The sequence below is a fragment of the Streptosporangium sp. NPDC048047 genome, from assembly GCF_040653115.1.
Classification (GTDB): domain Bacteria; phylum Actinomycetota; class Actinomycetes; order Streptosporangiales; family Streptosporangiaceae; genus Streptosporangium.
Genome location: NZ_JBEZNH010000025.1, coordinates 41,302 through 68,294, shown reverse-complemented (window position 1 = coordinate 68,294; position 26,993 = coordinate 41,302). Strand labels below are relative to the sequence as shown.

At 73.5% G+C, this 26,993-nt stretch carries 23 protein-coding genes; 13 read left to right on the top strand and 10 right to left on the bottom strand.

Annotated features, from left to right (window positions below; genetic code table 11):
* Positions 1-64: 64 nt before the first annotated feature.
* The 4 genes from AB0D67_RS21935 to AB0D67_RS21920 all read right to left on the bottom strand — a co-directional run bounded on the left by AB0D67_RS21935 (position 65) and on the right by AB0D67_RS21920 (position 3,666).
* Positions 65-1,435 carry a glutamate-cysteine ligase family protein gene (locus AB0D67_RS21935; protein WP_362938542.1) on the bottom strand — a complete coding sequence of 457 codons (1,371 nt, stop codon included), beginning with the start codon at positions 1,433-1,435 and terminating at the stop codon, positions 65-67.
* Positions 1,436-1,605: 170 nt separating this feature from the next.
* Positions 1,606-1,881 (bottom strand): zf-HC2 domain-containing protein, encoded by a 276-nt coding sequence (locus AB0D67_RS21930; RefSeq protein WP_362938539.1) that lies wholly within the window; start codon positions 1,879-1,881, stop codon positions 1,606-1,608.
* Positions 1,882-1,922: 41 nt separating this feature from the next.
* Positions 1,923-2,573, bottom strand: a complete 651-nt coding sequence (locus AB0D67_RS21925) for a sigma-70 family RNA polymerase sigma factor (protein ID WP_362938536.1) — start codon at positions 2,571-2,573, stop codon at positions 1,923-1,925.
* Between the two features lie 271 nt (positions 2,574-2,844).
* Positions 2,845-3,666, bottom strand: a complete 822-nt coding sequence (locus AB0D67_RS21920; protein WP_362938533.1) for an SAM-dependent methyltransferase — start codon at positions 3,664-3,666, stop codon at positions 2,845-2,847.
* 243 nt (positions 3,667-3,909) lie between these two features.
* Between AB0D67_RS21920 and AB0D67_RS21915 the strand changes: the two genes are divergently transcribed.
* Positions 3,910-4,323: an SRPBCC family protein gene (locus AB0D67_RS21915; RefSeq protein ID WP_362938530.1), complete on the top strand. Its 414-nt coding sequence runs from the start codon at positions 3,910-3,912 to the stop codon at positions 4,321-4,323.
* 91 nt (positions 4,324-4,414) lie between these two features.
* Positions 4,415-6,724 (top strand): xanthine dehydrogenase family protein molybdopterin-binding subunit, encoded by a 2,310-nt coding sequence (locus tag AB0D67_RS21910; RefSeq protein ID WP_362938527.1) that lies wholly within the window; start codon positions 4,415-4,417, stop codon positions 6,722-6,724.
* 87 nt (positions 6,725-6,811) lie between these two features.
* Here the strand turns inward: AB0D67_RS21910 and AB0D67_RS21905 are convergent, their stop codons facing one another.
* Complete coding sequence (locus AB0D67_RS21905) at positions 6,812-7,873, bottom strand: YihY/virulence factor BrkB family protein (RefSeq protein ID WP_362938524.1); 1,062 nt, start codon at positions 7,871-7,873, stop codon at positions 6,812-6,814.
* Between the two features lie 349 nt (positions 7,874-8,222).
* Between AB0D67_RS21905 and AB0D67_RS21900 the strand changes: the two genes are divergently transcribed.
* Positions 8,223-8,768: a ferritin-like domain-containing protein gene (locus AB0D67_RS21900; protein WP_362938521.1), complete on the top strand. Its 546-nt coding sequence runs from the start codon at positions 8,223-8,225 to the stop codon at positions 8,766-8,768.
* A 308-nt stretch (positions 8,769-9,076) separates the two neighbouring features.
* Entirely contained in the window at positions 9,077-9,889 is an 813-nt protein-coding gene (locus AB0D67_RS21895; RefSeq protein ID WP_362938518.1) for a hypothetical protein, read from the top strand.
* A gap of 61 nt (positions 9,890-9,950) precedes the next feature.
* On the opposite strand, the gene menC is transcribed toward AB0D67_RS21895, so the two are convergent.
* The 3 genes from menC to AB0D67_RS21880 all read right to left on the bottom strand — a co-directional run bounded on the left by menC (position 9,951) and on the right by AB0D67_RS21880 (position 12,465).
* Positions 9,951-11,051 carry an o-succinylbenzoate synthase gene (gene menC, locus AB0D67_RS21890; RefSeq protein WP_362938515.1) on the bottom strand — a complete coding sequence of 367 codons (1,101 nt, stop codon included), beginning with the start codon at positions 11,049-11,051 and terminating at the stop codon, positions 9,951-9,953.
* A 114-nt stretch (positions 11,052-11,165) separates the two neighbouring features.
* Positions 11,166-11,999: a GNAT family N-acetyltransferase gene (locus AB0D67_RS21885; RefSeq protein WP_362938512.1), complete on the bottom strand. Its 834-nt coding sequence runs from the start codon at positions 11,997-11,999 to the stop codon at positions 11,166-11,168.
* Positions 12,000-12,072: 73 nt separating this feature from the next.
* On the bottom strand, positions 12,073-12,465 hold the full coding sequence (locus AB0D67_RS21880) for an Lsr2 family protein (protein ID WP_362938509.1): 393 nt from the start codon (positions 12,463-12,465) through the stop codon (positions 12,073-12,075).
* Positions 12,466-12,841: 376 nt separating this feature from the next.
* Between AB0D67_RS21880 and AB0D67_RS21875 the strand changes: the two genes are divergently transcribed.
* Genes AB0D67_RS21875 through AB0D67_RS21850 form a run of 6 tightly spaced genes read left to right on the top strand, consistent with a single transcriptional unit; the run spans position 12,842 to position 19,711 of the window.
* Positions 12,842-14,659 (top strand): ABC transporter substrate-binding protein, encoded by a 1,818-nt coding sequence (locus AB0D67_RS21875; RefSeq protein ID WP_362938506.1) that lies wholly within the window; start codon positions 12,842-12,844, stop codon positions 14,657-14,659.
* Positions 14,660-14,671: 12 nt separating this feature from the next.
* The gene (locus AB0D67_RS21870) at positions 14,672-15,673 is read left to right on the top strand and encodes an ABC transporter permease (protein ID WP_362938503.1); all 1,002 of its coding nucleotides are present in this window, start codon (positions 14,672-14,674) and stop codon (positions 15,671-15,673) included.
* On the top strand, positions 15,670-16,602 hold the full coding sequence (locus AB0D67_RS21865; RefSeq protein WP_362938500.1) for an ABC transporter permease: 933 nt from the start codon (positions 15,670-15,672) through the stop codon (positions 16,600-16,602). Before AB0D67_RS21870 ends, AB0D67_RS21865 begins: the two co-directional genes overlap by 4 nt.
* A gap of 3 nt (positions 16,603-16,605) precedes the next feature.
* Positions 16,606-17,745, top strand: a complete 1,140-nt coding sequence (locus AB0D67_RS21860) for an ABC transporter ATP-binding protein (protein WP_362938497.1) — start codon at positions 16,606-16,608, stop codon at positions 17,743-17,745.
* The gene (locus AB0D67_RS21855; protein ID WP_362938494.1) at positions 17,742-18,746 is read left to right on the top strand and encodes an ABC transporter ATP-binding protein; all 1,005 of its coding nucleotides are present in this window, start codon (positions 17,742-17,744) and stop codon (positions 18,744-18,746) included. The genes AB0D67_RS21860 and AB0D67_RS21855 overlap by 4 nt, the downstream gene beginning before the upstream one ends.
* 11 nt (positions 18,747-18,757) lie before the next feature.
* Entirely contained in the window at positions 18,758-19,711 is a 954-nt protein-coding gene (locus AB0D67_RS21850; RefSeq protein ID WP_362938491.1) for a GNAT family N-acetyltransferase, read from the top strand.
* 163 nt (positions 19,712-19,874) lie between these two features.
* On the opposite strand, the gene AB0D67_RS21845 is transcribed toward AB0D67_RS21850, so the two are convergent.
* On the bottom strand, positions 19,875-21,077 hold the full coding sequence (locus tag AB0D67_RS21845) for a DUF1343 domain-containing protein (protein WP_362938488.1): 1,203 nt from the start codon (positions 21,075-21,077) through the stop codon (positions 19,875-19,877).
* Between the two features lie 67 nt (positions 21,078-21,144).
* On the opposite strand from AB0D67_RS21845, the gene murQ reads away from it, so the two are divergent.
* Together murQ and AB0D67_RS21835 are read left to right on the top strand one after the other, a co-directional pair.
* A complete protein-coding gene (murQ, locus tag AB0D67_RS21840; RefSeq protein WP_362938485.1) occupies positions 21,145-22,209 on the top strand; it encodes an N-acetylmuramic acid 6-phosphate etherase in 1,065 nt (354 codons plus the stop codon).
* A complete protein-coding gene (locus AB0D67_RS21835) occupies positions 22,202-23,266 on the top strand; it encodes a serine hydrolase domain-containing protein (protein WP_362938482.1) in 1,065 nt (354 codons plus the stop codon). The genes murQ and AB0D67_RS21835 overlap by 8 nt, the downstream gene beginning before the upstream one ends.
* Before the next feature lie 88 nt (positions 23,267-23,354).
* On the opposite strand, the gene AB0D67_RS21830 is transcribed toward AB0D67_RS21835, so the two are convergent.
* Complete coding sequence (locus tag AB0D67_RS21830; protein ID WP_362938479.1) at positions 23,355-25,202, bottom strand: right-handed parallel beta-helix repeat-containing protein; 1,848 nt, start codon at positions 25,200-25,202, stop codon at positions 23,355-23,357.
* A 296-nt stretch (positions 25,203-25,498) separates the two neighbouring features.
* Between AB0D67_RS21830 and AB0D67_RS21825 the strand changes: the two genes are divergently transcribed.
* On the top strand, positions 25,499-26,338 hold the full coding sequence (locus tag AB0D67_RS21825; RefSeq protein ID WP_362938476.1) for a VOC family protein: 840 nt from the start codon (positions 25,499-25,501) through the stop codon (positions 26,336-26,338).
* Positions 26,339-26,993: the final 655 nt, after the last annotated feature.

The window sequence follows — 26,993 nt, the reverse complement described above, 5'->3', positions numbered from 1 at the left end:
GCCCGTACGGCGGCCCGCGCCGCCCGTGCGTGCTCGTGGCTCCGGCCGTCATGCCTGCGCGCGCCTACCCCTCCTCGCCGGCCAGCCAGGCCGCCAGGCGCCGCTCCGGCTCCACCGCCCGGCCCGCCGTACCGGCCGCCCCGAACAGGTCGAGCAGGTCGGCGGCCGGGGACCTGCCGGGCGTCACGTACCGGTCGGCGAACGCCTCCGTCCTGCGGACCAGCGCGGGCGGCGCGCCCAGCCGGGGCAGCGCGCCGAGGGCGGCCCGGAAGCAGGCGTCGGCCGCCGCGCGCAGCCCCGGGTCCGCCAGGCCGTGCCGCGCCGCCCGCGCCCAGCTCGCCGCGTACGGCTCCACCGCGGCCAGCGCCGCGCCGGCCGCCCGGTCGTCCGTCACGAGCGCGTGGGTCACCGCCGCGCACACCGGCCACCACGCCGGATGCTGCGCGTCGAGGTAGCGGATCTCCAGCCAGCCACGCGGCCTGACCGGGGGGAAGACCGTGGTGGCGTGGTAGGCCAGGTCCGCCAGGGTGGGCGGGCGCGCGGGCAGGTCACGCGCCGGGCCCGGCGACCCGGGCGCGGGACGGGGCTGGGCGACCAGTGGCGGGCGGGCGTGGACGGCGGGGGCCGCGGCCAGCCAGTCGCGCAGGGACGACCCGTCGTGGACCGGGCGGCACCGTCCGCCGTCCCCGTCCCCGTCCCCGCGTTCCCGGCCTTCCCCGGCTTCCTCGCGGACGAGCATGACCCGGGCGTCGAGGAGGTAGTCCCGCCACGCCGCCACCGGATCCCCCCGCCAGGGGACGGGCGCCGTCCGCGTCGGGTCGAGGCGCTCCCACACCACCTGGCGGCCCGACATCCACCCGCACGGCCCGCCCTCCAGCAGCGGCGAGTTGGCGAAGGACGCCGTCAGGACCGGCCCCAGCAGGTGTGCCCGCTCCCAGCGCTCCCCGGGCCGCTCGCCCAGGTCCACGTTCACCTGGACCGACGCCGTCGAGCACATCATCAGCGGCCCGTACGGCGAGCCGAAGAACGCGGCCATCGCGTCGTAGCGGGGCAGGCGGAGCTGCCGCCGGGCGGGCCGTACCGGGTCGAGACCCGCCCCGGCCAGCGCCAGGCCGGCCTCCCGCAGCGCCCCGCGCGCCGCGTCGACGTCCGCGGCCACCCGGGCGACGGCCTCCGGCAGCGGACCAGCCGGTCCGGAGAGCTCCAGCTGCCCGCCCGGCTCGAACGTCACCCTGCTCCCGCCGGGCATCGGCGGCAACGCGGCGGCGACCCTGTCCAGGGGGACCTGGCGTACGGGGTCCCGGAGGTCGAAGACCAGGAACTCCAGCTCTATCCCCAGCCGGTCGCCGGGGCCGGCGCCGAAGCAGCGGCGCGCGAAGTCCTCCACCTCCGCGGCGTCCCGGATCGGGGTCTCCCCGGTCACCACACCGTTCATCGGCCGCCCCTCCCGCCTGACGGGTACGGGACTACAGACCCGGCAGGGGCGCGGACGTTACACCGGGAACGCGGAAAATCTCAGAGACGCCGTCGCCCGCGGAGGATCCACCGGTGTTCGCGGAGTCAGGAGCGCCGTCGCTCGCGGAGGATCCGCCGGTGTCCGGGGAGTCAGGGGCGCCGGTGCTCGCGGAAGGCCGCCAGCAGCCGCTCGCGTGTGCTCTCCGGAAGCCCGTCGGACGGCGCGCGGGGCGGCTCGGAGCCGGGACCGGAGGCGCCGAGGGAGCCCAGGGCGCCCACGGTGGCGCGGATCTGGCCGAGGTAGCGCGTGCAGCCCTCGCACCCGGACAGGTGCTCGGAGAACAGGCTCCGAGTGGTCTCGTCGAGCTCGCCCTCCAGGTAGGCGGTGACGAGTTCCACCACCTCGTCGCAGCTGAACCGCTTCACAGCGCCGACCGCCTCACCGTCTCGAACCTGAACCGTTTTCACTACGCCGACCGTCCCGCCGTCTCGAAATACTCCTCCAGCCGCCCGCGCACGGCCGCCCGGGCGCGGTGCAACAGGACCCGCTGGTTGGCGGGGGAGATCCCCAGGATCTCGCACACCTCCTCGGAGGTGCACCCCTCGACGTCGCGAAGGGTGATCACGACCCGCTGCCGGGGAGGCAGCTCCGCCAGGGCCTTGCCGATCAGGCCGCGCACCTCGGCGGCCAGGGCCTCGCCCTCGGGGGTGGGCCAGGCGGCCGGGGCCTCCTTCCAGAAGCCGGGGAAGGGGTCGTCGGCGCCCTGGAAGCGCGCGTGCTCGACGGTCGGGCTCTCGTGCTCGAACGCGCTGCTCCACGGGACCACGCGGTTCTCCCGGACGCCGCGCTTCCTGGCCGTGTTGACCAGGATCCGGTAGACCCACGTCTTGACCGACGAGCGGCCCTCGAAGGCGTCGATGCCCCGGATGACCGCCAGCCAGGTGTCCTGGACGACCTCCTGCGCCGAGTCGTTGGTGGACACGTGCGAGCGGGCCAGCCACAGCATCCCGCGTGACCAGGTGTCCAGCAGCGCCGCGAACATCGCCTCGTCCCCGGCCCGCAGCGCCGCCACCATCACGTCGTCGGGAGGCAGCCCGCCGTCCGCGAAGGACTCCACGACCCTCTCCTCCCGCTCCGGCGTCCGAGGCGTTCTTCCGAAGAGAGCGAACGACCCGGACAGGAGGATTCCCGTCCCCGGCGGAGCCGACACCTGCCGGGCGCGGCCGGAGGACGGCGCCCGCCGGTGCCGCGGGGGCCGGTACGGAGCCGGCGAGGCCCCGCCGGCTCCGCCCGTACCGCCCGCACCTGTACCGTTCCGCGACCGCGCCGTCCGTTACACGTCCCGCGCCCCCGCTTTCGGAAAGCGTCCAGGAGGTGCTCCGGACGCGTCAGGGCTTGCGGCCGATGCCCACGTACGCCAGGCCCGCCATGTCGGCGTAGGCCGACGGCGGCGACTCCGGATCGGCGAACGGCCACACGCCCTCCGAGTTGACGCCGTCGGCCAGGCCGGGCGGGACCAGTTCGAAGTCACCGAAGAACCGGGCGACCTCCTCGCGCGACCGGGGGACGAACGCCGCGTTCGACCGCCGGTACAGCTCGGCGACCTGGGCGGTGCGTTCAGGGGCGGTGTCCCCGGCGACGTGCGAGATCGCCAGGTGGCCGCCGGACGGCAGCGCGTCGCGGTAGGCCGCGACGAACCCCTGGGGGCCGGCCTCCTCGGGGACCAGGTGCAGGAAGAACATCATCAGGACCGCGACCGGCCGGTCGAAGTCGATGAGCTTCCGTATCCGCGGGTCGGCGAGGACGCTCCGCGGGTCGGTCGCGTCCGCCCGCGCCATGATCACATTGTCGTGTTTGGCCAGCAGGGCGTTGCCGTGCGCGCAGACCACCGGGTCGCTGTCGACGTAGGCGACCCGGGCGTCCGGGGCGAACCGCAGGGCCACCTCGTGCACGTTCTGCTGGGCCGGCAACCCCGAGCCGAGGTCGAGGAACTGGGTGATCCCCCGCTTGGCGAGGTACTCCACGACCCGGCCGATCAGCAGCCGGTTCTCCCTGGTGCCCTGCCTGGTCTCGGGCAGCACCGAGAGGACAAGCTCGGCGAGTTCCCGGTCGGCCTGGAAGTTGTCCTTCCCTCCGAGGAAGTAGTCGTACATCCGGGCCGCGTTCGGGATCTGCGGATTCACTCCGGGGGGTGCCTGCTCCGCCGTCATCGTCAACCTCGCCGTCTGCGCCGTCAGAAAGGCCCATGATCGCGGTATCCGCTCCCGATCGCCACCCCGGGGATCCGGCGTCCACGCGCGCCGTGCCCCGGACGGGCGGCGCGGCCCGGAGATCCCGGGGACGGAGACCGCGGGGGAGGGGCGGTACGGGTGGACGGGCGGTCCGGAGGGATGGACGGGGCGCCGGCGGGTAAGGGCCGTTCGATGTTTCCGTGACAGGGAGTGACGATTGCGATGAGTGAGTACGAGCGTTCCCGCACCATGCCCGCGACCTCGGAGATCGTGTTCGACCAGGTGAGCGACCTGGACCGTCTCGACGACTGGCTGCCGCGCGAGCTGCACGTGCGTGCTGAGGAGCCGCCGGCCGTGACGGTCCACGAGGACGACACCGGGCAGGACTCCCGGGGCCTGTTCCGGGCCGTCCCGGAGCAGCTCCGGCTGGAGTGGGGCACCCGCGACGACGCCAGCTACAGCGGCTGGCTCCAGGTCGCCGACAGCGGTGCCGGGGGGAGCGAGGTGACCATCCACCTGTCGTTCTTCGACGAGGAGCACGCCCCGCCCGCCGGGGAGATCGACCGCGCCCTCGACGAGAGCCTGGAGAAGCTGGCCACGCAGGTGGGCCGCCAGACCGACAGTCCCGCCGGCTGACCGCCGGACGTCCCGCCGCCGAAGGGTGAACGCGCCGCCGTACGGCAGGACGGGCTTGGCGAGGGGGCGGGCGGCGCGCAGAATCGGGTCCATGACCGATCGTCATCCCTACGTCGGAGCGCGGGCCCCCCGCCGCGAGGACGGGCGGCTGCTCATCGGGCGCGGAAGGTACGTCGGCGGCGTCGGTCCGCCGGACGCCGCCCACGCGGTGATCGTGCGCAGCCCCGTCGCGCACGGGCGGCTCACCGGGTGCGACACCGGAGCCGCCCGCTCCGCCGCGGAGGTGCTCGACGTCATCGTCCCCGCCGACGCGGCGGGCGCGCGACTGCCGTGCGTGACGGTCGCTCCGGGGCAGCGCGAGTCCTCCTACCCGGTACTGGACGAGGAGATCCGCTACGCCGGGCAGCCGCTCGCCGCCGTCGTGGCGCGGACCCCGGAGGCGGCCAGGGACGCCGCCGACCTGATCCGCCTCACCTTCGAGGAACTGCCCGCCGTGGTCGGCGTGGAGAACGCCGCCCGTGACGGCGCCCCGCTGCTGTACCCCGGCTGGGGCACCAACGTGGTGACCGATTTCGAGGTCGGCGACCCCGACTGCGAGGAGGCGATCGCCGCCGCCGACCACGTCGTGGAGATGACGTTCCGCCTGGGCCGGGCGGCGCCGAGCCCGGTCGAGCCGCGCGGGATCGTGGCCGGCTTCTCCGACGGCACGCTCACGGTCTGGGCCGCGACGCAGGCCCCGCACCACGTGCGCGACCACGCGGCCGAGGCCCTGGGACTGCCCCTCAACGCCGTGCGGGTGATCGGCTGCGACGTCGGGGGAGGGTTCGGCGGCAAGGAGCACCTCTACCCCGACGAGGCGCTCGTCTGCCTGGCCGCCCTGCGGCTCGGCCGCCCGGTGCGGTGGTCGGAGACGCGTGCCGAGCACCTGTCCGCCACCCTGCCGGCCCGCGACGCCGTCCACCTGGGACGCCTCGCGTTCACCGCGGACGGCCGGTTCGTCGCCCTGCACTGCGACATCCTCGGCGACCTGGGAGCCCACCCGTCGAACGTCGGGATCAGCCCGCTCGCCGTGACCGCCATCATGCTGCCCGGCCCCTACCGGTTCGAGCGGGCCGGCGCGAGGGTGCGGGCCGCCGTCACCACCACCACGCCGACCGGCTCCTACCGGGGCTTCGGCCAGCCCGAGGCGACCTGGACCAGGGAGCGGCTGGTGGACGAGGCGGCCCGGCTGCTGGGCGAGGACCCCGTCGAGCTGCGGCTGCGCAACATGATCGGCCCCGGCGATCTGCCCGCCGCCACCCGCACCTGGCAGACCTACGACAGCGGCGACTACCCCGCCGCCCTGCGCCGGGTGCGGGAGCTGGCGCGCGTCGGGCCGCCGCGCGACGGGCGCAGGCGCGGCGTCGGGTTCTCCTGCCACGTGGAGGCCACCGGCATGGGGCCGTCCATGGGGCTCAAGGCGGCGGGCCAGGCCGCGGGCGGGTTCGAGACCGCGATCGTGCGGATGGAGCCCGACGCCTCCCTCGTCGTGCACGCCGGGGTGGCAGGGATGGGGCAGGGCATCGAGACGACGCTCGCCCAGCTCGCCGCGGACGGCGTGGGCGTGCCGCTGGACCGGGTCCAGGTGGTCCTCGGCGACACCGCGGCCACGCCGTACTCCTCGATCGGCTCCATCGCCAGCCGCTCCCTGGTGGTCGGCGGCGGCGCCCTGAACCGCGCCGCCCGGCTGCTGCGCGACCGGATCGTCGCCATCGCCGCCCACCGGCTGGAGGTCTCCGGCGAGGATCTGGAGATCGCCGACGGGGCCGTCCGGGTGAAGGGCGACCCGGCCTCGCGCCTGACCCTGCGGGAGATCGCCCTGTCGGCGTGGCGCGGCTGGGACCTGCCCGAGGGCGTGCCGCCGGGGCTGGAGGAGCGCGTCACCCACGACCCGGCCGACTACACCTACGCCTACGGGGCGCACGCGGCGGCGGTGGCCGTCGACGTGGAGACCGGCGAGATCGAGGTCGAGGGGTACTGGGCGGTCGGCGACTCCGGGACACTGGTCAACCCGGCGATCGTCGAGGGCCAGCTGCGCGGCGCGATCGCCCAGGGGATCGGCATGGCGCTGACCGAGGAGGTCGTGTACTCCGCCGACGGGCAGCCGGCCGCCGACTACTTCCCGCCGACGACGCGGGAGGTGCCGGACATCGAGGTCGTCCTGACCCAGACGCCCTCGCCGATCACGCCGGGCGGCATGAAGGGCGCGGGGGAGGCCGGCACGATCGGCCCGCCCGCGGCGATCGGCAACGCGGTGGCGGCGGCCGTGCCCGGCATCGCCGCCGGGGTCGCCACCACCCCGCTCACCCCTCAGACGGTGTGGTCGCTCCTGCGCGGGGACGACGCGGCGGAACCCGGCTGAGCCGTGGACCCATCCCCGGGAGGCGCGGTCCGGGTCCCGTTCTCCGGCGTCTCCGGGGCATGTGCGGCCCGAGGTCGTCCGGGGGTCTCATCCCCGGGACGCGCGCCGCCCGGACTTCTTCGGGGCCCCGCTCTCCACGATCTCCCGCAGCAGCCCGGTGGCCCGCCGTACGGTGTCCGCCACGGCGGTCCCGGCGGCGCCCACCAGCGGTTCGCGTTCCTCCTCGGCCGTGGGCCCGGGGTCCGGCCCGGTCGGCCGGGCGTTCCCGGCCCGGCACGCCTCCATCTGCGCGGCGAAGGCCAGCCCGAGGAAGAGCGCCATCGAGCTGAGGAACGACCACAGCATCAGCGCCATGACGGCGGTGAGCGGGCCGTAGGTGGAGCCGAAGGTGCCGCTGCCCTCGACGTAGAACGCCAGCAGCAGTGTCAGGGCGGTCCACAGGACGATCGAGACCAGCGCGCCGAACGCGAGCCAGGTGTGGCCCGGCTGCCTGCGCCGCGGCGCGGCGCGGAACAGCACCGAGGCCGACATGACCGCCAGCAGGAACCCCACCGGCCAGCGCACCAGCGTGAACGCCCCCAGCCCGGCCTCGCTCCAGTCGTAGACCTGGGCGAGCGCCCGGCCGATCGCGCCGCCGCCCACCATCACCACGAAGCCCGCGGTCATGAAGGCGCCCGCGGTCAGCGCCATCACCAGGGCCCTGCCGTACTTGCGGAAGAACGGGCGGTCGCGCTCCACGCCGTAGATGCGGTTGGCGCCCCGTTCCACCTGGGCCATGGCGCTGGTCAGCGAGACCAGCGCGGTGCCCAGTCCGAGCCACAGCGCCAGGGTGCCCCCGGCCTGGCCGGCCTTCCGGTGGCTGTCGGCGAGCACGTCCCGGACCGCGTCCGCCCCGGCCCCGGGTGCGATCCGGCTCAGGGTGAGCTCCAGCACCTGGCCGAGGTGCTCCTGGTTGACCACCGAGCTCAGGCCCACCAGCGCGATGGCGCCGGGGATGATCGACAGGCAGACCTGGAAGGCCAGCGCCCGCGAGTTCGTCATGCCCTCGCCGTACCTGAACCTGGCGAAGGAGTCGCGCACGAGGTGCCAGCGGCCGTACCTGCGCAGGGTGACCCAGGCGTGGTCGGCCGACAGCTCCTCACCGCTCATGCTTCGTGTCTGCGGCACTTCCGTCGCTGTTCCCATGGTCGGGTTCGACTACCCGGGGAGCCGTACGGTGAACCGGCCCGCCGGTAACGGTCCCGACACCGTCCTGGGGAGGATGTCGGCTCGCGGGGAAGGCCGGCGGCCACCGCTCCGGACGCCCGGGCCACCGCTCCGGACGCCCGGGCGGCGGGCGGAGGCGGCAGGGTCGCCGACCATGGGCGGCCGGGCTCCCGGGCTCCCGGGTGGAGACGGCCGGGTCGCCGGGCGGCGGCCTGGCCTCCGTTCCCGGTCAGGCGCCACCCGGAAATGGTAAAAAACGGAATGAAAGGGGTGCGGTGGGTACAGGAAACGCATGGCTGAATTTCTCACCGATATCAAGGAGATCCGCGCCCGGGCCCGCCAGGAGATCGACAAGGGGCCGATCACGTCCGCCTACGGCGCCGACCTTCCGCGGGTCATCCAGGTGTGCAACGAGGCGCTGGCCACGGAACTGGTCTGCGTGCTCCGGTACAAGCGGCACTACTACACCGCCACCGGGATCCACGCCGAGCCCGTGGCCGCGGAGTTCCTGGAGCACGCGGCGGAGGAGCAGGAGCACGCCGACCGCCTCGCCCAGCGCATCACGCAGCTCGGCGGCGAACCGGACTTCAACCCCGAGACGCTGACCCTGCGCTCGCACGCCGAGTACGACGACAGCCTCGACCTCGTCGAGATGATCAAGGAGGACCTGGTGGCCGAGCGGGTCGCCATCGCCTCCTACACCGAGATCGTCCAGTGGCTCGGCGACCGCGACGTGACGACCCGGCGCGTCTTCGAGGACCTCCTCGCCCAGGAGGAGGAGCACGCCAACGACCTGAAGGGCCTGCTGGAGCGGCTTCCCGCCGCGCTGAAGGGCTGAAGCACGCCGCCTTCGAGGAGCGGCCGAAGGACGGGCCGTCTCCGTGGTGCCGTGCGGCCTTGGGCGGGCCGCTTCCGGCGCGTTGCGCGGCCTTGGGCGTCGGAGGGCGACGGCCACAGCGCGGTATCGCCGTTGATTCCACCGGTAAATTTCCGGCTCCATCCATAAATCAAATGCCACGATTAACTATTTCTCGTTATCGCAGAAAGTGACCGGGTATCTGGTGACCGGCGGTTTAGAAGATGTGTGGCGCATTAATAGGATGAAATGTCCGGAAAGGGCTAATTATGAGTTCTTCGGTGGGCACAATGGCGAAGCTTTCGCTCGCCGCCCTGGGCACCGCCCTCCTCGCCGTGCCGGGGGGCGTCTGCCAGGCGGACACCTCCGGGTCCGCCTTCGGGTTCGCCTCCGGCTCCACTGCCGGGGATCCGGTCACCGGCGTCCGGGCACCCGGCGTCCACGGCCCCGGCGTCCGGCGGTCGAGCGCCCGCGGCCCCGGCACGCGCGGCTCCGGCGTACGGCGGGACTCCGGTGTACGGCGGGACGACGCCGGGTTCCGGCAGGACAGGGCGGTTCCCGGACGGCAGGGTGAGACGCTGTCCGAGCGGCGGGGCGGGGCCTCGGCCGAGCGGCGGGACGCGGCGCGGCGGCACGCCGTACCGGGGCGGCAGGCCGCCGCGCCGGCGCAGGGCGAGGACGCGTCCTCCTCTGAAGAGGCGGCGGGCAAGGGGCGGGGACGGTTCGCCGGGCGGGAGGCCACGAACCGCAGCCGGCTGGGACGGCCGGCGTCGAGGCGCTCGGAGCGAGGCGGGCAGGCTCCGTCGAGGCAGGGGCAGACGCAGGCGGCCCCCTCCTCCGGGCAGGCGGAGAACGCGGCCGCGCCGGACCGGGCCGGCGAGGTCCGGGCCGACACCCGCGCTGGGGTCCCCTTCACCGACAGGTTCGGCACGCGCAGCAAATACGGCCCGGACAGCGCGTTCGGCCCCATCTCCAGGGTCAACCGGCAGCTCAAGTACGGGCCGTTCCTCAGCTGGCCGGTCCTCTGCGGCACGGCGGACGACCCCATGGGGTGCATGACCCAGTTCGTCCCGGACATGGGCGTCGGCACACCGAAGCACTGAGGCTCCACAGGGCTCCGGAAGGGGCCTCTGCCGAGCCCCGTGCCGCGGCGCGCGGCCCGGGTCAGAGCGGGATCCACTCCGTGGAGACGGTGACCTCGTCCAGGACGCCGGGGAGCGGGTCGACGCCGATGCCCGGGCCGGTGGGGACGTCGAGGTGGCCGTCGCGCAGCTCGAACGGGGCGGTGACGTCGGTCGCGAAGTAACGGCGCGAGGCGGAGGTGTCGCCCGGCAGGGTGAAGCCGGGCAGCGCGGCCAGGGCGAGGTTGGCGGCGCGGCCGACGCCGGTCTCCAGCATCCCGCCGCACCACAGCGTCACCCCGTGGGCACGGGCCAGGTCGTGGATGCGGCGCGCCTCGAGGTAGCCGCCCACCCGGCCGGGCTTGACGTTGATGATCGAGCACGCGCCCAGGGAGATGGCGGCGGCGGCGTGCCGGGCCGACTCGATCGACTCGTCCAGGCAGATCGGGGTGGCGATCCGCCGGGCGAGCCGGGCGTGCTGCACCATGTCGTCGTCGGCCAGCGGCTGCTCGACGAGCAGCAGACCGAAGGCGTCGAGCGCGGCCAGCCGGGGGGCGTCGCCGAGGGTGTAGGCGGCGTTGGCGTCGACCTGCAGGAGCAGGTCCGGGCCGAACCGCTCGCGTACGGCCCGCACCGGCTCCACGTCCCAGCCCGGCTGGATCTTCAGCTTGACCCGGACGTACCCCTCGTCCAGGTAGCCCTCCACGGCGTCGAGCAGCTCGGGGACCGAGTCCATGATGCCGACCGACACGCCGCAGGGCACCCGGTCGCGGGAGGCGCCGAGGAACGAGCCGAGGGACCGCCCCGAGGTGCGGAGCGACGCGTCCAGCACGGCGGTCTCCAGGGCGGCCTTGGCCATGCGGTGGCCCTTGAACGGCTCCATCGCCCTGTTCACGGCCTCGGCGTCGGCGTGCGCGGGCAGGGCGGGGATCAGGAAGCGGCGCAGCGCGTCGGCGGCGCCGTCCACGTACTCGGAGGAGTACAGCGGCTCCGACATGGCCACGCACTCGCCCCAGCCCTCGGCGTCGGGGGTGACGACCCGCACGAGCAGCACGTCGCGCTCGGTCTCGGTGCCGAACGAGGTGCGGAACGGCGCCACCAGCGGCATCGCGATCCGCCGCAGCTCGATTCCGGTGATCTTCATGGTGTGCGGCCCGCGCCGCCTCTCCCTTCACTCATGCCACTCATGCGCCCGGGTCGTTCGTGCGCTCACGCCGTTCGCGGCCGGGGCCGTTCCACGACGTGACCCGCCCGTTTCTCATGGGCCGGGTCGTTCCACGACGTAGCCGGCCCGGCGGTCGAAGCCGGTGACCCGGGCGCCCTCCGCCAGCAGTCCGCCCAGCACCTCCCGTACGGCGCGCCGCCACGCCCGCGCCGCCTCCGGGTCGGCCCGGCGCAGCGCCTCGATGTCCCCGGGCACGGCCACCAGCACCGTCCGGGCCCCACCCCAGGTCTCCACCGGGCCCGGCGCCGGCAGACCGCCCAGGGAGGCCAGGCCGGTCACCGCGTCCGCGGGCACCTCCGGGACGTACGGCTCGCCCCGCGCGGCCGCCAGCACGCGCGGCTCCGGCAGGTGCCACACGGCGAGCAGCCGGTCCGACTCGTCCCCGGCGTTGATGGCGTCGTCCATGGCCCCGTAGAACGACGGCAGGTACTCCTCGGCGCGGGCGGCGAGCTTGACGAGGTTGAAGTGGGCGTTGCGGCGGACCAGCGGGTCGTAGGTCCAGGTGACGCGGTCCAGGCCCCGCTCCAGCGCCCAGGCGCGCTGGTGCAGCTTCAGGGCGAGCCCGGCGCCGCGGCCGGGAAGGGCGCCGGTGACGTGGGAGTGCAGCGCCCGGCCGATCGGAGCGGCCAGGAACGCCACCGACGCCCCCGCCAGGCGCCCGCCCTCGTAGGCGCCGGCGACGTAGTTGCCCGCGTGCGACAGCGCCCGCATCAGCTCTACCGTGATCGGCCGGTTGCCCGGGTCGGGGCGCCAGATCGCGTCGAACAGTCGCACGACGTCTTCGAACTCCCCGGCGTCGCGCAGTTCGCGCACGTCGAGGCCGCCCTCCTCGCCCGTGCCGGAGACCTCCGTGGCCAGCGCGCTCACCCCCTCGAAGGAGGGTAGCGCGGGTCCGCGGCACGGGCCCCTACGCCGCCTCGGCCGTCCGCGCCGTCTCCGCCTACTCCGCCTCTGCCCGGTCCGGTGCGGCCTCCCGGTCCGGTGCGGCGCCGGGGTGGGCGGTGAGGAACCGTTCGAGCACCTCCTCCGGGACACGGCCCCTGACCGGCACCTCCAGCCCCTGCTCGCGGGCCCATTCGCGGACGTCGGTGGTGGTGTGCCCGCGCAGGCGGACGGGGGCGTCGGCGGGCCGCCGCGAACGCGACGCCTGCCTGACCTCCCGGGAGCTCTCCAGGACCTTCTCGATCAGGCCGAGGGCCTCGCGCAGCCGCCGCTGGTTGTCGTCGGACAGGTCGATGGCGAAGGTCCGGTTCAGCAGGGAGAACTCCCGCTTCGTCACATCCGCGCTCTCGGAGTGGTCGAGGTCGTCGACCAGGATCACCTTCTGCGCCACGGCCGGCCCCTTTCCGGTGAACTGCGTTCCGTCTCGGTCACGAGCGGGCATCATGCCGCGCCCCGAGGCGCCGTTCACGTCCTTGATGGGGTTTTTGCCACTCCATGACCTATTGCCGGGTAGCCTCCCTGGGCATCCCCCGCGACCGGGTGGGACCGCCGCGTGACCAGGGCGGAACCCGTACGGTCGGGCGCGTCGTGCGACGGGAGCGGGCGTGCCGTACCGAAGAGCGGCTCTGGACGGCCCCCGAGGAGCAATGAAGGAAAGTTACAGGATTCTCACAACGTCTGGAGATTATTGACGTCCCTCACGGGCCGAACATAGGGTCCGGTCAACCCCGGCTAACCCGGCCACGTAAGCCCCAACGGAGTGGTTCATGAAGCGACTAGCGGCCGTAGCGGCACTGCTCGGCCTCGCCGCCGTCACGGCGTGCAGCGGCAACACCGACGACAAGTCCGCCGCGGGCGGCACGGGTGGCGGCGGTGGTCTCTACACCACGATCGACGGCACCAAGCCGGGCCTCGACGTCAACGGCCCGATCAACCCGTGGAGCCCCAAGGGCAACGCGTTCTCCGGCTACAACGTCATGAAGCTCGGCTGGGCGAAGAACCACCTGACCGACCCGAACCAGTTCTACCCGGGCATCGCGGCGAGCTGGGACATCGCGCCGGACAACTCCTCGATCACGCTGCACCTGCAGCCGAACAACAAGTGGTCCGACGGAAAGCCGGTCACCGCCGAGGACGTCAAGTTCTCCATCGCCCTCGCCTACACCCAGGGCAGCACGGCCTTCGCGATCACCCCGGGCGCGGCCGGCGCCGCCTCCGAGGTCGAGGTGGTCGACGACAAGACCGTCAAGATCTCCCAGGACATGAAGAACCCCAGCGTCACGTTCGTGCGCGGCGTCATGGACAGCGCGGTCGTGCCCAAGCACGTCTGGGAGAGCGTGCTGCCCGCCGACTTCTGGGACAAGCTGAAGGCCGCCCGCGGCGAGGGCGCCGACGCCGACAAGGCCCGCGAGGAGATCACCGCGCTGGCGGAGAAGGTCATCGCCTTCGCTCCGCCCAAGGACGTCTCCGCCGGCCCCTACACGCTGGAGCGGATGAACCCCGGCGAGGCGCTGCTGGTCAAGAACAAGAACTTCTACAACGCCGCCAATGTCGGCCCCGACCAGGTCAAGCTGCTCAACTACACCGGCAACGAGCAGATCTGGAACTACCTCATCGCCGGCAAGCTCGACAACGCGCCGTTCACCGCGGTGCCCGCCGACGTGATGAAGCGCATCGCGGCCACCCCGGGCAACGCCGTCGTCAAGGGCTTCTCCCCGGTGGCGCTGGGCCTGGCGTTCAACCAGACCAAGAAGCCCTACGACAACGTGCACGTCCGCCGCGGCCTGGCCTACCTGATCGACCGCGCCGAGATCACCAAGATCGCCTCGCCCGAGGGCGGCGTCGCGTCGGTCACCACCACCGGCATCCACCAGCAGCCCGCCGCCGAGTGGCTCGGCGACGAGCTGGGCAAGCTGGAGCCGTACAAGCTCGACGCCGCCAAGGCCGAGCAGGAGTTCAAGGAGGCCGGCCTCAAGAAGGAGGGCGGCAAGTGGACGCTGCCCGACGGCACGCCGTGGAAGTTCTCCATCAACGTCCCGGCGCCGTTCTCCGACTGGGTCTCCGGCGCCAAGGCGATCACCAGCCAGCTCAACGCGGCCGGGATCGACGCCGAGGTGCTGACCGTCGCCGACTACCCGATCTACCTTGAGGAGATCGCGGCGGGCAAGTACGACGTCGGGTTCTGGCTGACCGCGCTCGGCCCCGCGCCGTACAACATCTACCAGCGCCTCTACGGCGCCTCCAACGGCTGGGCCAACCTGGGCGGCAAGGTCAAGCACTCCGCGCCCGGCAAGAACGGCAACTGGATGGGCGGCCCGGAGACCATCGAGGTCGACGGCCAGAAGATCAACCCCGGTGAGCTCACCGCCAAGCTCAACTCCGCCCCCGAGGACGAGCAGAAGGCCATCGTCGGCCAGCTCGCCAAGGCGGCCAACCAGGACCTCCCGGTCATCCAGCTCTGGGACTACGTGAACACCCAGTTCATCAACACCAGCCGCTTCACCGGATTCCCGCAGAACGACAGCGACCTGCTCCGCCAGACGTCGGGCGTGTGGATCCAGCTCGGCATGGTCAAGAAGAAGTAGCAGCGTATGACGATGATCGCAAGAAAGCTCGCGGGCCACCTGGCCCGCGGGCTCGTCATGGTTCTGATAGTCACCACGGTCAGCTTCTTCGTCATCAGGAGCATCCCCGGTGACCCCATGGCCGCCAAGTACGAGAAGCTCGTCGAGCAGGGCATGTCGCCCGAGGCGGCGCAGCAGTCCGTCGAGGTCCTCTACGGCTTCGCCCCGACCGGCGGCATGTGGCAGCAGTACGTCGACTACATGAGCGGCCTGCTCCGCCTGGACCTCGGCCAGTCGCTGACCGTGCCGGGCGTGGGCGTGTCGACCGTGCTGTTCTCCGCCGCCAAGTGGACCATTCTTCCCGTGCTGGTGGGCACGCTGCTGAGCTTCCTGATCGGCGTCATCATGGGGGTCTACGCCGCCATCAGGCGCTCGGGCAAGCTCGGCGACATCCTTGCGATCTCCGGGTCGCTGCTGCACGGCGTCCCCCAGTACGTGCTCGCGCTGCTGCTGGGCGCCGTGTTCACCACGCTCATCCCGATCCTGCCCGCGGGCGGCACGGCCGACATCATGTTCGAGCCGGGCTTCAACGCCGGGTACATCGGCTCGCTCGTCTCGCACGCCACGCTGCCGGTGCTGACCTACGCGCTGGCCAGCTACGGCGGCTGGATCCTGGCGATGAAGTCGAGCGTGGTCACCGTCCTCGGCGACGACTTCATCCTCGCCGCCGAGCTGCGCGGCCTCAAACGCGGGTTCATCTTCCGCTACGTGGCCCGCAACGCGATCCTGCCGCTGTTCACCATCCTGGCGCTGTCGCTGGGACTGCTGTTCGGCGGCGCGATCTTCATCGAGCGGATCTTCAACTACCCCGGCCTGGGGCTGATGCTCATCAACAGCATCACCGAGCGCGACTACGCCCTGATGGGCGGCGCGTTCCTGCTGATCACCGGGGCGATCATCATCGCGAACATCGCGGCCGACCTGTTCTACACCGTGATCGACCCGCGGGTGCGCAGCGGAGAGGGGGCCGCATGACGGCGCAGACCATCACCGCGGCCGGCGGCGCCACCGCCGGCGGCCCGGTGGGCGGCGGCAGAGCCGCCCTGCGGCGCAACTTCTGGCGCGGCGTCTGGCGCGTGCTCAAGCGCAAGCCCAGCCGCATGCTCGGCGCGGTCATCGTGGCCGGGTTCGCGTTCATGGGAATCTTCGGGCCGATGTTCTACCCCGAGCACCTGCCCCGCGACACCAGCGCCCTGTACGCGCCGCCGAGCTGGGCACACCCCTTCGGCACCGACTTCGAGGGCACCGACGTCCTGTCGCTGCTGGTCACCGGCTCCCGGTACGTCCTGCTGACCGCCCTGGTCACCGCCGTCATCACGGTGGTCCTCGGCACCGGCATCGGGCTGTTCGCCGGGTTCCGCCGCGGACGCTGGGACACCGTGCTCATGCGGATCACCGATATGAAGCTCACCATCCCCGGCCTGCCGCTGCTGCTGGTGCTGTCGACGATCTGGAAGTTCAACAGCGCCCTGGAGATGGGCCTGGTGCTCGGCCTGCTGGGCTGGGGCGGCGTGGCGCGGGCCGTGCGCGCGCAGACGCTGTCGCTGCGTGAGCGCGGCTTCATCGAGGCCGCCCGCGGTCTGGGGCTGTCCACGACGCACATCGTCGGCAGGGAACTGCTGCCCAGTATGGCCCCCTTCATCGCGATGAACATGCTCATCGCCGTCACCGGCGCGGTCTACGCGCAGGTGGGCCTGTTCTTCCTGGGCGTCCTGCCGTTCGAGGCCAACAACTGGGGCGTGATGCTCAACCTCGCCGTGTTCGGCGGAGGCGCGATGTCGTCGCCGGCCGCGCTGCCGTACCTCATGGCGCCGCTGCTGGCGATCCTGCTGCTCACCCTGGGCATCGTGCTCGTCGTCGACGCGATGGACGAGATCTTCAACCCCCGCCTGCGTGAGGAGTGACGGGTGCCCACCACCGACAAGAACACCGGCAGGGCGACGCCGGGGGTGCGCGTCAGCGGCCTGACCGTCGTCTACCGGACACCGTCCGGGGAACTGCCCGCCATCCGCGGGATCGACCTGGAGCTGCCGCCCGGCACCATCACCGGCGTGGTCGGCGAGTCGGGTTCCGGCAAGTCCACACTGGCGCTGTCGCTGCTCAACGCCGTCCAGCCGCCCGGCCGGATCAGCGAGGGCAGCGTGGAGATCGACGGTCTCGGCGACGTCGTGACGCTGCGCGGGGAGGACCTGCGCAAGGCGCGCGGCCGGCACATCGGCTACGTCTTCCAGGCCGCCCAGAACTCCCTCAACCCGCTCAAGACCGTCGGCAAGCAGTTGCTGGACCTGGGCCGCTCGCACGGCGTCGAGGATCTGCGCGGCCTCGTGGCGGACGCCAGGGAGCTGCTGGGCCGGATGGGCCTGGACGGCGCGCGGGTCCTCGACTCCCACCAGCACGAGCTGTCCGGCGGCATGCGCCAGCGGGTCGGCATCATGCTGGCGCTGGTGCTCAACGCCCACCTGGTGGTGCTGGACGAGCCCACCACCGCCCTCGACATGATCACGCAGGCGAACATCCTGCGGATCGTCCGCGAGGTCCACGCCGAGCGCGGCCTCACCACGATGATCATCACCCACGACCTCGGCGTGGTCGCCGAGGTCGCCGACCGGCTGGCCGTCATGTACGGCGGGCAGATCGTCGAGCAGGGCCCCACCATGGACGTGCTGAGGGCGGCACGCCACCCCTACACCCAGGGCCTGCTGCGGGCCATCCCGCGCCTGGTGGGCGACATCGACGAGGCCAGCGCCCTGCCGGGCCGCCCCCCGACGCTGGGCACCATCCCGAAGCAGGGATGCGTGTTCCGGGACCGCTGCCCACGGCGCATGGACGTCTGCGAGACGGTGGAGCCGCCGGTCGTCGTCCGGGGGACGTCCATCGTGGCCTGCCACGCGGTCGAGGCCGAGGACCGCGCCGCGGACCGGGTCGAGGTCCAGGCGGAGGACCGCGTCGAGGACCGGGCCGGGGAGACGGGAGAGGCCGCGGCGCGGCAGACCGTGGGAGCGCGGGAGACCGCCGCGACGCCGGGAGCATCGGGGGAGCAGGCATGATCACCGGAACGGGCATCACCAGGACCTTCAAGCAGCGGGGCGGCGTGCTCGCCGGCCGCGAGGTGAAGGCCCTGCGCGGCGTCGACTTCGCGATCCCCAAGGGGGGCGCGGCGTCCTTCATCGGCGAGTCCGGCTGCGGCAAGACGACGCTGGGACGGATCATCGCCGGACTGGAGGGCTACGACGCCGGTGAGATCGTCATCGACGGCACCGCCATGTCGTCGCTGCGGCACCGGCAGCGCCAGCCGTACTTCCGGCGGATCCAGATGATCCACCAGGACCCGTACTCGGCGCTCAACCCGACCCGCACGATCCACCAGACGCTGGACGCGCCGCTGTCCCTGCGGGCCAAGCAGACCGGCCGCTCCCGCGCGTGGACCGACGAACGGGCCGGGGAACTGCTCGCCCTCGTCGGGCTGGACCCGGGCTACGTGCTGCCGCGCTACCCCCACCAGCTGTCGGGCGGTATGCGCCAGCGCGTGGTCATCGCCCGCGCGCTCACCGTCGACCCGGAGATGCTCGTCGCCGACGAGGCCGTCTCCATGATCGACGTGTCGCTCCGGCTGGGCATCCTGGCGCTGCTGAAGGACCTGCGCGAGCGGCTCGGCGTCAGCGTGCTGTTCATCACGCACGACGTGGCGACCGCCCGCTACATCGGCGACGACGGTGAGCTGTACGTCATCTACCGCGGCCAGGTCGTCGAGCGGGGCCACGTGGAGACGATCATCGCCGACCCGGTGCACCCCTACACGCAGTCGCTGCTGTCGGCCATCCCGGTGCTGCACGGGCTGGAGAAGCCGGGCGAGCAGCCCGTGGTGCCGACCGAGGCGCTGAACGAGAGCCACCACGACGCGGGCTGCCTGTTCGCGCGGCGCTGCCCGTTCCGCACCGACCGCTGCGAGAACGAGCTGCCGCTGCTCGGCCGGGGAGAGGGCTTCCCCCAGGAGTACGCCTGCTTCCACCCCGAGCGACGCGACGTCATCGCCACCCCGATCGGATGAGGACGAACCCCATGGGACAGCACGCCGCCTCCGCCCCGGACGCCGGGAACGCTCCGGCCACCGGGGCCGGTGGGGCCGCAGGCATCGTGGTCCGTACGGCCGGCCCGGCGGACGCGGCGGCGCTGCGCGAGATCGCCGCCGCCGCCCTCACCCTGGACGCCCCCGAGGCCCCGGAGCTGGTGGCGAGCCTGTCGTCGCCTCCGGCGGGGCGCAGGTGGACCGCGCTGGTCACCGCCGACCTCGGCGGCGTCGTCTTCGCGTCCGTGTCCCAGCGCGACCCCTCCGTCGGGCACATCGACCTGCTCGCCGTACGCCCGGAGGCGCGGGACGCGGGGCGGGGCCGCGCGCTGGTCGCCGCCGCCGAGGACTGGCTGCGGGCCGAGGGCGCCGCCGAGGCGCGCTTCGCGGGAAACCCGCCCTGCTACGCCTGGCCCGGGATCGACGTCCGTTACACCGCGGCGGCGGCGCTGGCCGAGAGCCTCGGCTACGAGCGCCACGACGTCGCCTGGAACATGACCGCCTCCCTCGGCGCCGACACCGACCTGTCGACCGACGCCGACGTCGCACGGCTGGCGGAGGCGGGCGTCACCGTCCACGCCGCCGGCCCCGGCGACCGCGCGGGGCTCGACACGGTGCTCGCCTTCATCCGGGAGCACTGGAACGACAACTGGGCGTGGGAGGCCGAGCACGCCGGCGGCTGCCACTACGCCGCCCGCGGCTCGGAGATCCTCGGCTTCGCCGCCTGGGGCGCCAGGCCCGCCTGGTTCGGCCCGATGGGCACCGCCCCCGCCGCGCGCGGGCTGGGTGTCGGCCGGGTCCTGCTGCGCCGCTGCCTGGCCGACCAGCGGGCCGCGGGCCAGGAGAACGCGGAGATCGGCTGGGTGGGACCGCTCAGGTTCTACTCCCGGGCGGCGGGCGCGCGCGCCGAACGGGTCTTCTGGCTCTACCGGCGCGCCCTGCGGTGACGGCCGGATGCCGGCGTCCCGGGTGCCGATGAGCCGGCTGAGCCGGCGGCCCGCCTCCCGGGCCGGGGCCGCGGCGTACGCCGCGAGCCCGGACCCGGCGCGGTGCGCCGCGCACCCGGCCGGGTGCTCCGCCGCGTCGCGGGACCCGGCCGGTGCGGGGGGCTCAGCCGTACAGGAGCGGCTCGCCGCCCGTCCAGACCTCCGGGTGGGCCGGGGCCGGGCACAGCCCGCGCGGGTCCTGCCCGGCGTCCAGGGTCCGGCGCAGCGTGTCCGACCCCCACAGCAGGTCGGCGAAGTACGGCCGGGCGGTCCTCCGCTCCGGTGCGGCGCCGTCCCCGCCCTGCCCGGCCTCCTCCTCAGGCACGGCGTCCCCGCGGCGCCAGCCGAACTCCTCCGGGTGCAGCGAGCGCGCCAGGTGCAGCATCGAGACCCCCGTCAGCACCGGCCGGAACGCCTCGGCGTCGTGCACGTGGAGCTGCACGCCCCGTACGGCCTGCCCCGCGTGCTTGCGGAAGGCCGGGGTGAACCACGCGTCGCGGAACCGCACCCCCGGCAGGTCCAGGGCGTTCAGCCCGGCGGCGAACCGCTCGTCGAGGTAGGGGGCGCCGACGAGTTCGAAGGGGCGGGTCGTGCCGCGGCCCTCCGACAGGTTCGTGCCCTCGAACAGGCCGGTGCCGGGGTAGACCAGCGCGGTGTCCGGGGTCGGCATGTTCGCCGAGGGCATCACCCAGGGCAGGCCGGTGGCCGCGTACGGCATGTCGCGCCGCCACCCCTCGGCCTCGACGACCAGCAGGTCGGCGCCGATGGAACGGTTGACGTGCCGCGCCAGCTCGCCCGCGGTCAGCCCGTGCCGCAGCGGGATCGCCGCGCGGCCCACGAAGCTGGCGAAGGCGGGGTCGAGGAGCGGCCCCTCCGCGACGGTCCCGCCGAGCGGGTTGGGCCGGTCCAGTACGGCGAAGCGCACCCCGAGCCGGGCGGCGGAGGCCATGAGGTCGTACATCGTCCAGACGTAGGTGTAGAACCGCGTCCCGATGTCGGCGATGTCGAAGACGAGGGTGTCGGCCCCCGAGGCCGCCACCAGCTCGTCCAGGGCCTCGCCCGCGGCGCCGTAGGTGTCGAGGACCGGCAGGCCGGTGGCCGGGTCGGTGCCCGCCTCCTCGCCGTAACCGTCCTGGGCGGCGCCGCGCACCCCGTGCTCCGGGCTGAGCAGCGCGGTCACCGGAACACCCGCCGACAGCAGGGCGGTCACGCCCGGGGTGAGGTCGGGCAGCACTCCGGTGGGGTTGGTGACGAGGCCGATCCGTCCGCCGCCGAGGAGGGCGGGGTCGTGAACAACTCGTTCGATTCCGGTCCGCACGAGTGACATCGCTCCATTCATAGAAGATAATTTGCAGAATAGAAGACTTTGGTGAAAATTAGCGACATGGGGCGTCATGATTGATCCACTCGCCGACCTGCCAACCGAGCAGAGCGATCCGCGCTACGGCCAGATCGACAGGCTCTCGACCGAGCAGGTGGCCAGGCTGATGAACGCGGCCGACGCCACGGTGCCCGCCGCCGTGGCCACCGCCGTACCGGCGATCTCGGCCGCCATCGACGCCGTCGCCGACCGGATGCGGCAGGGCGGACGTCTGATCTACGTGGGCGCGGGGACCTCCGGCCGGCTGGCCGTGCTGGACGCCTCCGAGTGCCCGCCGACCTTCGGCACCGATCCCGAGCTGGTGCAGGGCGTCATCGCCGGGGGCGAGCCCGCGCTGACCCGCTCGGTCGAGGGCGCCGAGGACGACGAGGCCGCCGGCATCGCCGCCGTCGCCGGCCTGGAGGTGGGCCCGCTCGACGCGGTGATGGGGGTCTCCGCCAGCGGCCGGGCGCCGTTCGTGATCGGCGCGCTCGGCGAGGCGGAACGCCGCGGCGCGCTGACCGTCGGCATGTCGTGCAACGCCGGCACGCCCCTGTCCGCGGCCGCCGCCCACCCGATCGAGGTCGTCGTCGGCCCGGAGGTGGTGACCGGCTCGACCCGGCTCAAGGCCGGGACCGCGCAGAAGCTGGTCCTGAACATGGTGTCCACCATCACCATGGTCAAGCTGGGCCGCACCTACGGGAACACCATGATCGAGGTGTCGGCGATGAACTCCAAGCTGGAGGGCCGGGCCACCCGCATGGTCTCCGATCTCACCGGCGCCGACCACGCCGCCGCCCGCGCCGCGCTGGAGGAGGCGGAGTGGAACGTCAAGATCGCGGTGCTGGTGATTGAGCACGGGATCGGCGCCGACGCGGCCCGGGACCTGCTCGCCGCGCACGGTGACCGGCTGGAGGACGCCCGCGAGGCGCGCCCGGCCGCCGGGGATCCCCGGGGCGGCGGAGCCCGGGTGGACGGAGCGCGGGTGGACGGAGCACGGGTGGGCGGTGGCCGGGCCGACGGCGACCGGGCCGACGGAGCGCGGCTGGACGGCGTGCCGGCGGGGGAGCGGGCCACCGAGGACGTGCGGCGTGCCTGACCGGCTCGACGGCATCCTGACGGCGGCCGTACCGGACGCCTGCTCGGCGGCGGTCGCCGTGATCGCCGTCGGCGGCGACGTGGTGGCCGCCGCGGCGGCCGGGGAACTGGTCCGCTACGCCGACGCCTCCGGGAAGCTCGCCGACGACCGCCCGCCCGCCCGCCGCGACTCGATCTTCGACCTGGCGTCCGTCACCAAGCTCTTCGTCACGGCCGTCATCCTGTCCCTCGCCGAGGACGGTCTGCTCGGCCTGGACGAGCCGGTCGCCGCCCGGCTGCCCGGCGCACGCACCGGGCTCACCATGCGGCACCTGCTCACCCACACCGCGGGCTTCCCGCCCAGCCGGGCACCCGGCCACGAGGCCATCGGCATGGGAGCCGCCTTCCGCGCCGCGCACCTCGACCACGTCCTGACCACCCCGCCGCCGCACCCCCTCGGTCACGGCTACGTCTACTCCGACGTCGGCATGATCACGGCGGGCCGGATCGCGGAGATCGCCGGGGGAGCGCCCCTGGACGAGCTGCTCCGCGCCCGGGTCACCGGTCCGCTCGGCCTGGCCGACACCGGCTACCGGCCCGCGGCGTCACTGCGCGACCGGATCGCCGCCACCGAGGACACACCCGGCCGCCCCGGCGGCGGATGCGTGCGCGGCGAGGTCCACGACGAGACCGCCTACGACCTCGGCGGCGTCGCCGGGCACGCCGGGATCTTCGCCACCGCCGACGACGTGCTGCGGTTCGCCGAAACCCTGCGCACCGGCGGCGCTCCGATCCTGCGGCCCGAGTCGGTCGCCGAGATGACCCGCGACCAGGGGGTGCGCGGCGCGGCCTTCCGCCACGGGCTCGGGGTGCGCATCGGCGACCCGGCCATCGTCGGCCCGCTCGCCGACGCCTACGGTCACTCCGGCTTCACCGGCACGTCGGTGGTGGTGGATCCGGACAGGGCGCTGACGGCGGTCCTGCTGACCAACAACGTCCACCCGCTCCGGGGCCGCGCCGGCATCCGCGACCTGCGCCACGCCGTCGCCGCCGAGGCGCTGCGCCTGTCGGCGGCCTGAATCGCCCGGGCGGGCGTCCGGAGGGCCTCCGCCGGACGACCGCCGAGGCCGCCTCGCGGGGGAGCCCTCCGGACGTCCCCGCGGGGTGTCAGAGGCGGGCTCCCACGTCCGCTCCGCCACGGGGACGCAGGAAGTCCGAGGGCTGGATGCTCCCGTCGGCGCGGCGGGGACCGGTCAGCGTCGAGGAGTCGGTGCTGAGCAGGGCGGCGTCGTTCCAGGTGCCGCCGAGGTCCCAGGAGTTGCCGCTGCCGGTCGAGGAGGAGCCCAGGTCCGCCTGCCTGCCGTTGCCCACCGCGAGGTCGTGGGTGAGGGTGCCGTCGGCGTCGGCGAGGTCGAAGCCGGTGCCGCCGTTGCGCCAGGCGGTGCTGTGGTCCAGCGAGATGGCGCCCGGGTTGGCGTTGTCGATGAACCCGCCGACCTTGTTGTCGAAGGCGACGCTGTTGCGCACCACGTGGGCCGCGGGCAGGTCCACGTCCCCGCCGCCCAGCTTGAAGCCGTTTCCGTCGCCGGTGTAGTTCGGCAGGTTCCACCGGTTGAAGCCGTTGCCGTAGGCGACGCTGTCTTCGATCAGGATCGGCGACAGGAACTCCCAGGCGTCGAAGCCGTCGTCGGAGTTGTTCCACAGCCGGGCGCCCCGCACGACGTTGCCGGCGCCGCTGCCCTCCTTGATCCCCAGGCCGTCGGCGCTCTCCCCGTTCTTGCGGGGGTCGCGGTTGCCGTAACTGTCGAGGTTCAGGATCAGGTTGCCGCCCGAGGCGCCCTGGATCTGCACGCCGGTCTCGTAGTTGTCGTGGACCGAGAGCCGTTCGAAGACACTGTCGTTGCACGGCGCGCAGTAGATCCCGTAGGGCCCGTTGACGATCTCCAGGCCGGAGATCCTCCAGTGCGAGGCCTCCATGTGGAGGACGCCGCGCTGCGCGGCCGGGATGCTGCCGCCGACCGGGGCGGGGGTGGCGGGCAACTGCTCGCCGTCGACGACCACGCGCTCGCCGTTGTAGGCGGTCAGGGTGATGGGCTGGTCGGCGGTGCCGCTCTTGATGATCTGGACGTTGGCGGCCGGGGTATAGGTCCCGCCGCGGACGGCGATGACGCTCCCCGGCCGGGCCAGATCGACCGCCCGTTGCAGGGTGGCGAGCGGGCGGTCCAGGGTGCCGGGGGCGGTGTCGTCGCCGCCCGGCGCGACCACCAGTGTGCCGGAGACGGGCGGCGTCGGGGTCGCCGTCGGGGTGGGGGACACCGTGGGGGTGGCGGTCGGGGTGGCCGTGGGGGTGACGGTCGGCGTCGGGGAGGAGCCCGCGCCGGTCACCTCGACGTCGTCGAAGGAGGCGGTCGCCCGGAAGGTCTGCACGCCGACGCGACCCCGGCCGGACTGGCTGGTCCCCGAGCCCACCGCGATGCCGTTCACCCAGCCGCGCACCGTCGTCCCCGTCGCCTCCAGGCGCAGGGTGTACCAGGCGCCGGTCGTGACGGGCAGCGCCAGCGAGCCCAGCACGCGCACCGCGCCGCTGCGCACCGCCTGCAGCTCGGCCCGGCCGTCGTTGACCAGGACCAGGCGGTCGAAGCTGGTGGAGGAGGTCGAGCGGGCGGCCAGGCCGACCACGCGGGCGGCCCCGTCGAAGGCGAGCGGCCGCACCCGCGCCTGGACGGCGTAGTCGGCCCAGGCGGAGGAGCCGGCGAATGCGCGTGCCAGGTCGCTGTCGAGCTTGGCCTGTCGCAGGGCCCTGGACCCGTCGGACACCACCGACCAGCTTCCCCCGGACTTGGACCAGTCGCCTGCCTCGCCGTCCTCGAAGTCGTCGTTGAACATCGTGGCGGCCAGCGCCGCCGAGGCGGTCGCGAGGGCCGCCACGATCAACGCGGCGGCGGTCGTGGCCGACACCCAGCGGGCCGCGGCGCGGCGCCCCGGCGCGCTGGATCTCGATGTGATGAGGGGCATGTCTCTCCTCGTGTGGCGGGACGGTCGTGGGCCATCGGTACGGTGCACGGTGGCGCACCGCCCGTCGGGTACCACATGCGCATCAGGTGGGAGACCCTGACCATCAACCGCCGGCGCGCACATGAGCGGAGCCGGGCCGGCCCCGCTTGGAAAGCGCTTTCACGTGATCTGAGCCGATATTAACCTGACGGCGGTCATCATGCGAGAGCTGATCCAGGATCACCCGCTCCTCGGCTCACGAGGCTTCGGCACCCGGTCCGCGCTCCGGAGCCCGGAGAATCTGTGATCATGGCGGGATGACACAGAACCCCTCTGCCGCCGCCGGGAGACCGACCCGCCGGGAGATCTCCGACGCCGTCGGCGGCATCGGCTGGCGGTACGTCCTGGGCGCGCTCCGCACGTCGGTTCTCGTGCCGTCACTGGCGAGAGGGGCCGACGTCGCCGTCCGGGCCGCCGCCGCGGCCGGTGACCGGGCCGACGGAAGCCTCTGGATGGACGTCCGCCGCGACCGGGTGGTCCTCACGCTCCAGTCGCTCGCGGCGGCCGGGGTGACGCCGGAGGAGATCGAGCTCGCCCACCTGATCTCCGCCGCCGTGGGCGGGCTGGGCCTGCGCACCGGCCCGGAGATCGCCGGCTCGGAGGTCACCGGTCGGGAGTCGCAGCCGGACGGGACCACCGCCGCGGAGATAAAGGAGACAAAGGAGACAGCGGAGACGGCGGACCAGGGCCTCCGGCCGGACGCCGCCGATCCGGAGACCGCCGGCCGGGGGAGCCGGTCGGACCAGATCCTCGAGATCGCCGTCGACGCGCTCGACATCGCCGCGATCCGCCCGTTCTGGAAGGCCGTCATGGGCTACGTCGACGAGGCCGGCGCGAGCGGCCCCGAGGACCCGCTCGTCGACCCGGTGGGTCAGGGGCCGGCGATCTGGTTCCAGCAGATGGACGCCCCGCGGCTCCAGCGCAACCGGATCCATCTCGACGTCTCCGTCCCCCACGACGAGGCGCCGCACCGCATCCGGGCCGCGCTGGCCGCCGGGGGAGTGCTGGTGTACGACTCCGAGGCGCCCGCCTTCTGGGTCCTGGCCGACGCCGAGGGCAACGAGGCGTGCGTGACGACCTGGCAGGGCCGCGACTGACCCGCCGCCCCGGGGCCACCGCACGGCACGGCCACCCCAATACGGGCCGAAGTCGCGTTACGCGTGCGGCCTGTCCGGAAAGCTCCGCGGGCGGTACGGCACGAGCCGCCCCGGGACCGTACGGTGCTGCCGGAGCGCGACCGCTGGCGTGCTCTCGCCCCGCGATGTGGCGACGCTTTCCGCGCTGAGGAGGCCGAGGCGGCGGACCGGGTCTTCGAGACCGGATACGCAGCCAACGCCGCGGCGCGGCCGGAGGGTTCGGGGGAGGCAGCGGCCCCAGCGGGCGCCGCGGAGGGGGAGACCGGAGGCGCGGCGGACGCGGGGACGACGCGGAACGCCGTCAACGCCGGTGACCGGGAGCGCCTCCCGGGAGCGCCTCCCGGGAGCGCCTCCTGGGGGAGCCGACGCTCCGCAGGGCGAGCCCGACACGGAGACGCTGGAGATGATGTCGCGGATGGGACGGAACATGGAGCTCTTCATCGGCTACCTGAATGCGGGCCAGTGCTCCGGTCTTCAGGCCGGAGGTGAAGGCCCGTGCGCGAGCGTCCGCTAGATGATCTATTCCAAGGGGTCAGTGATCGTAGGCGATCAGTGAGCGTAGGACGGTTTGTCCGGTGGTGTAGTTGTGCCAGATCGCGGCGGTCAGCGCGAGGAT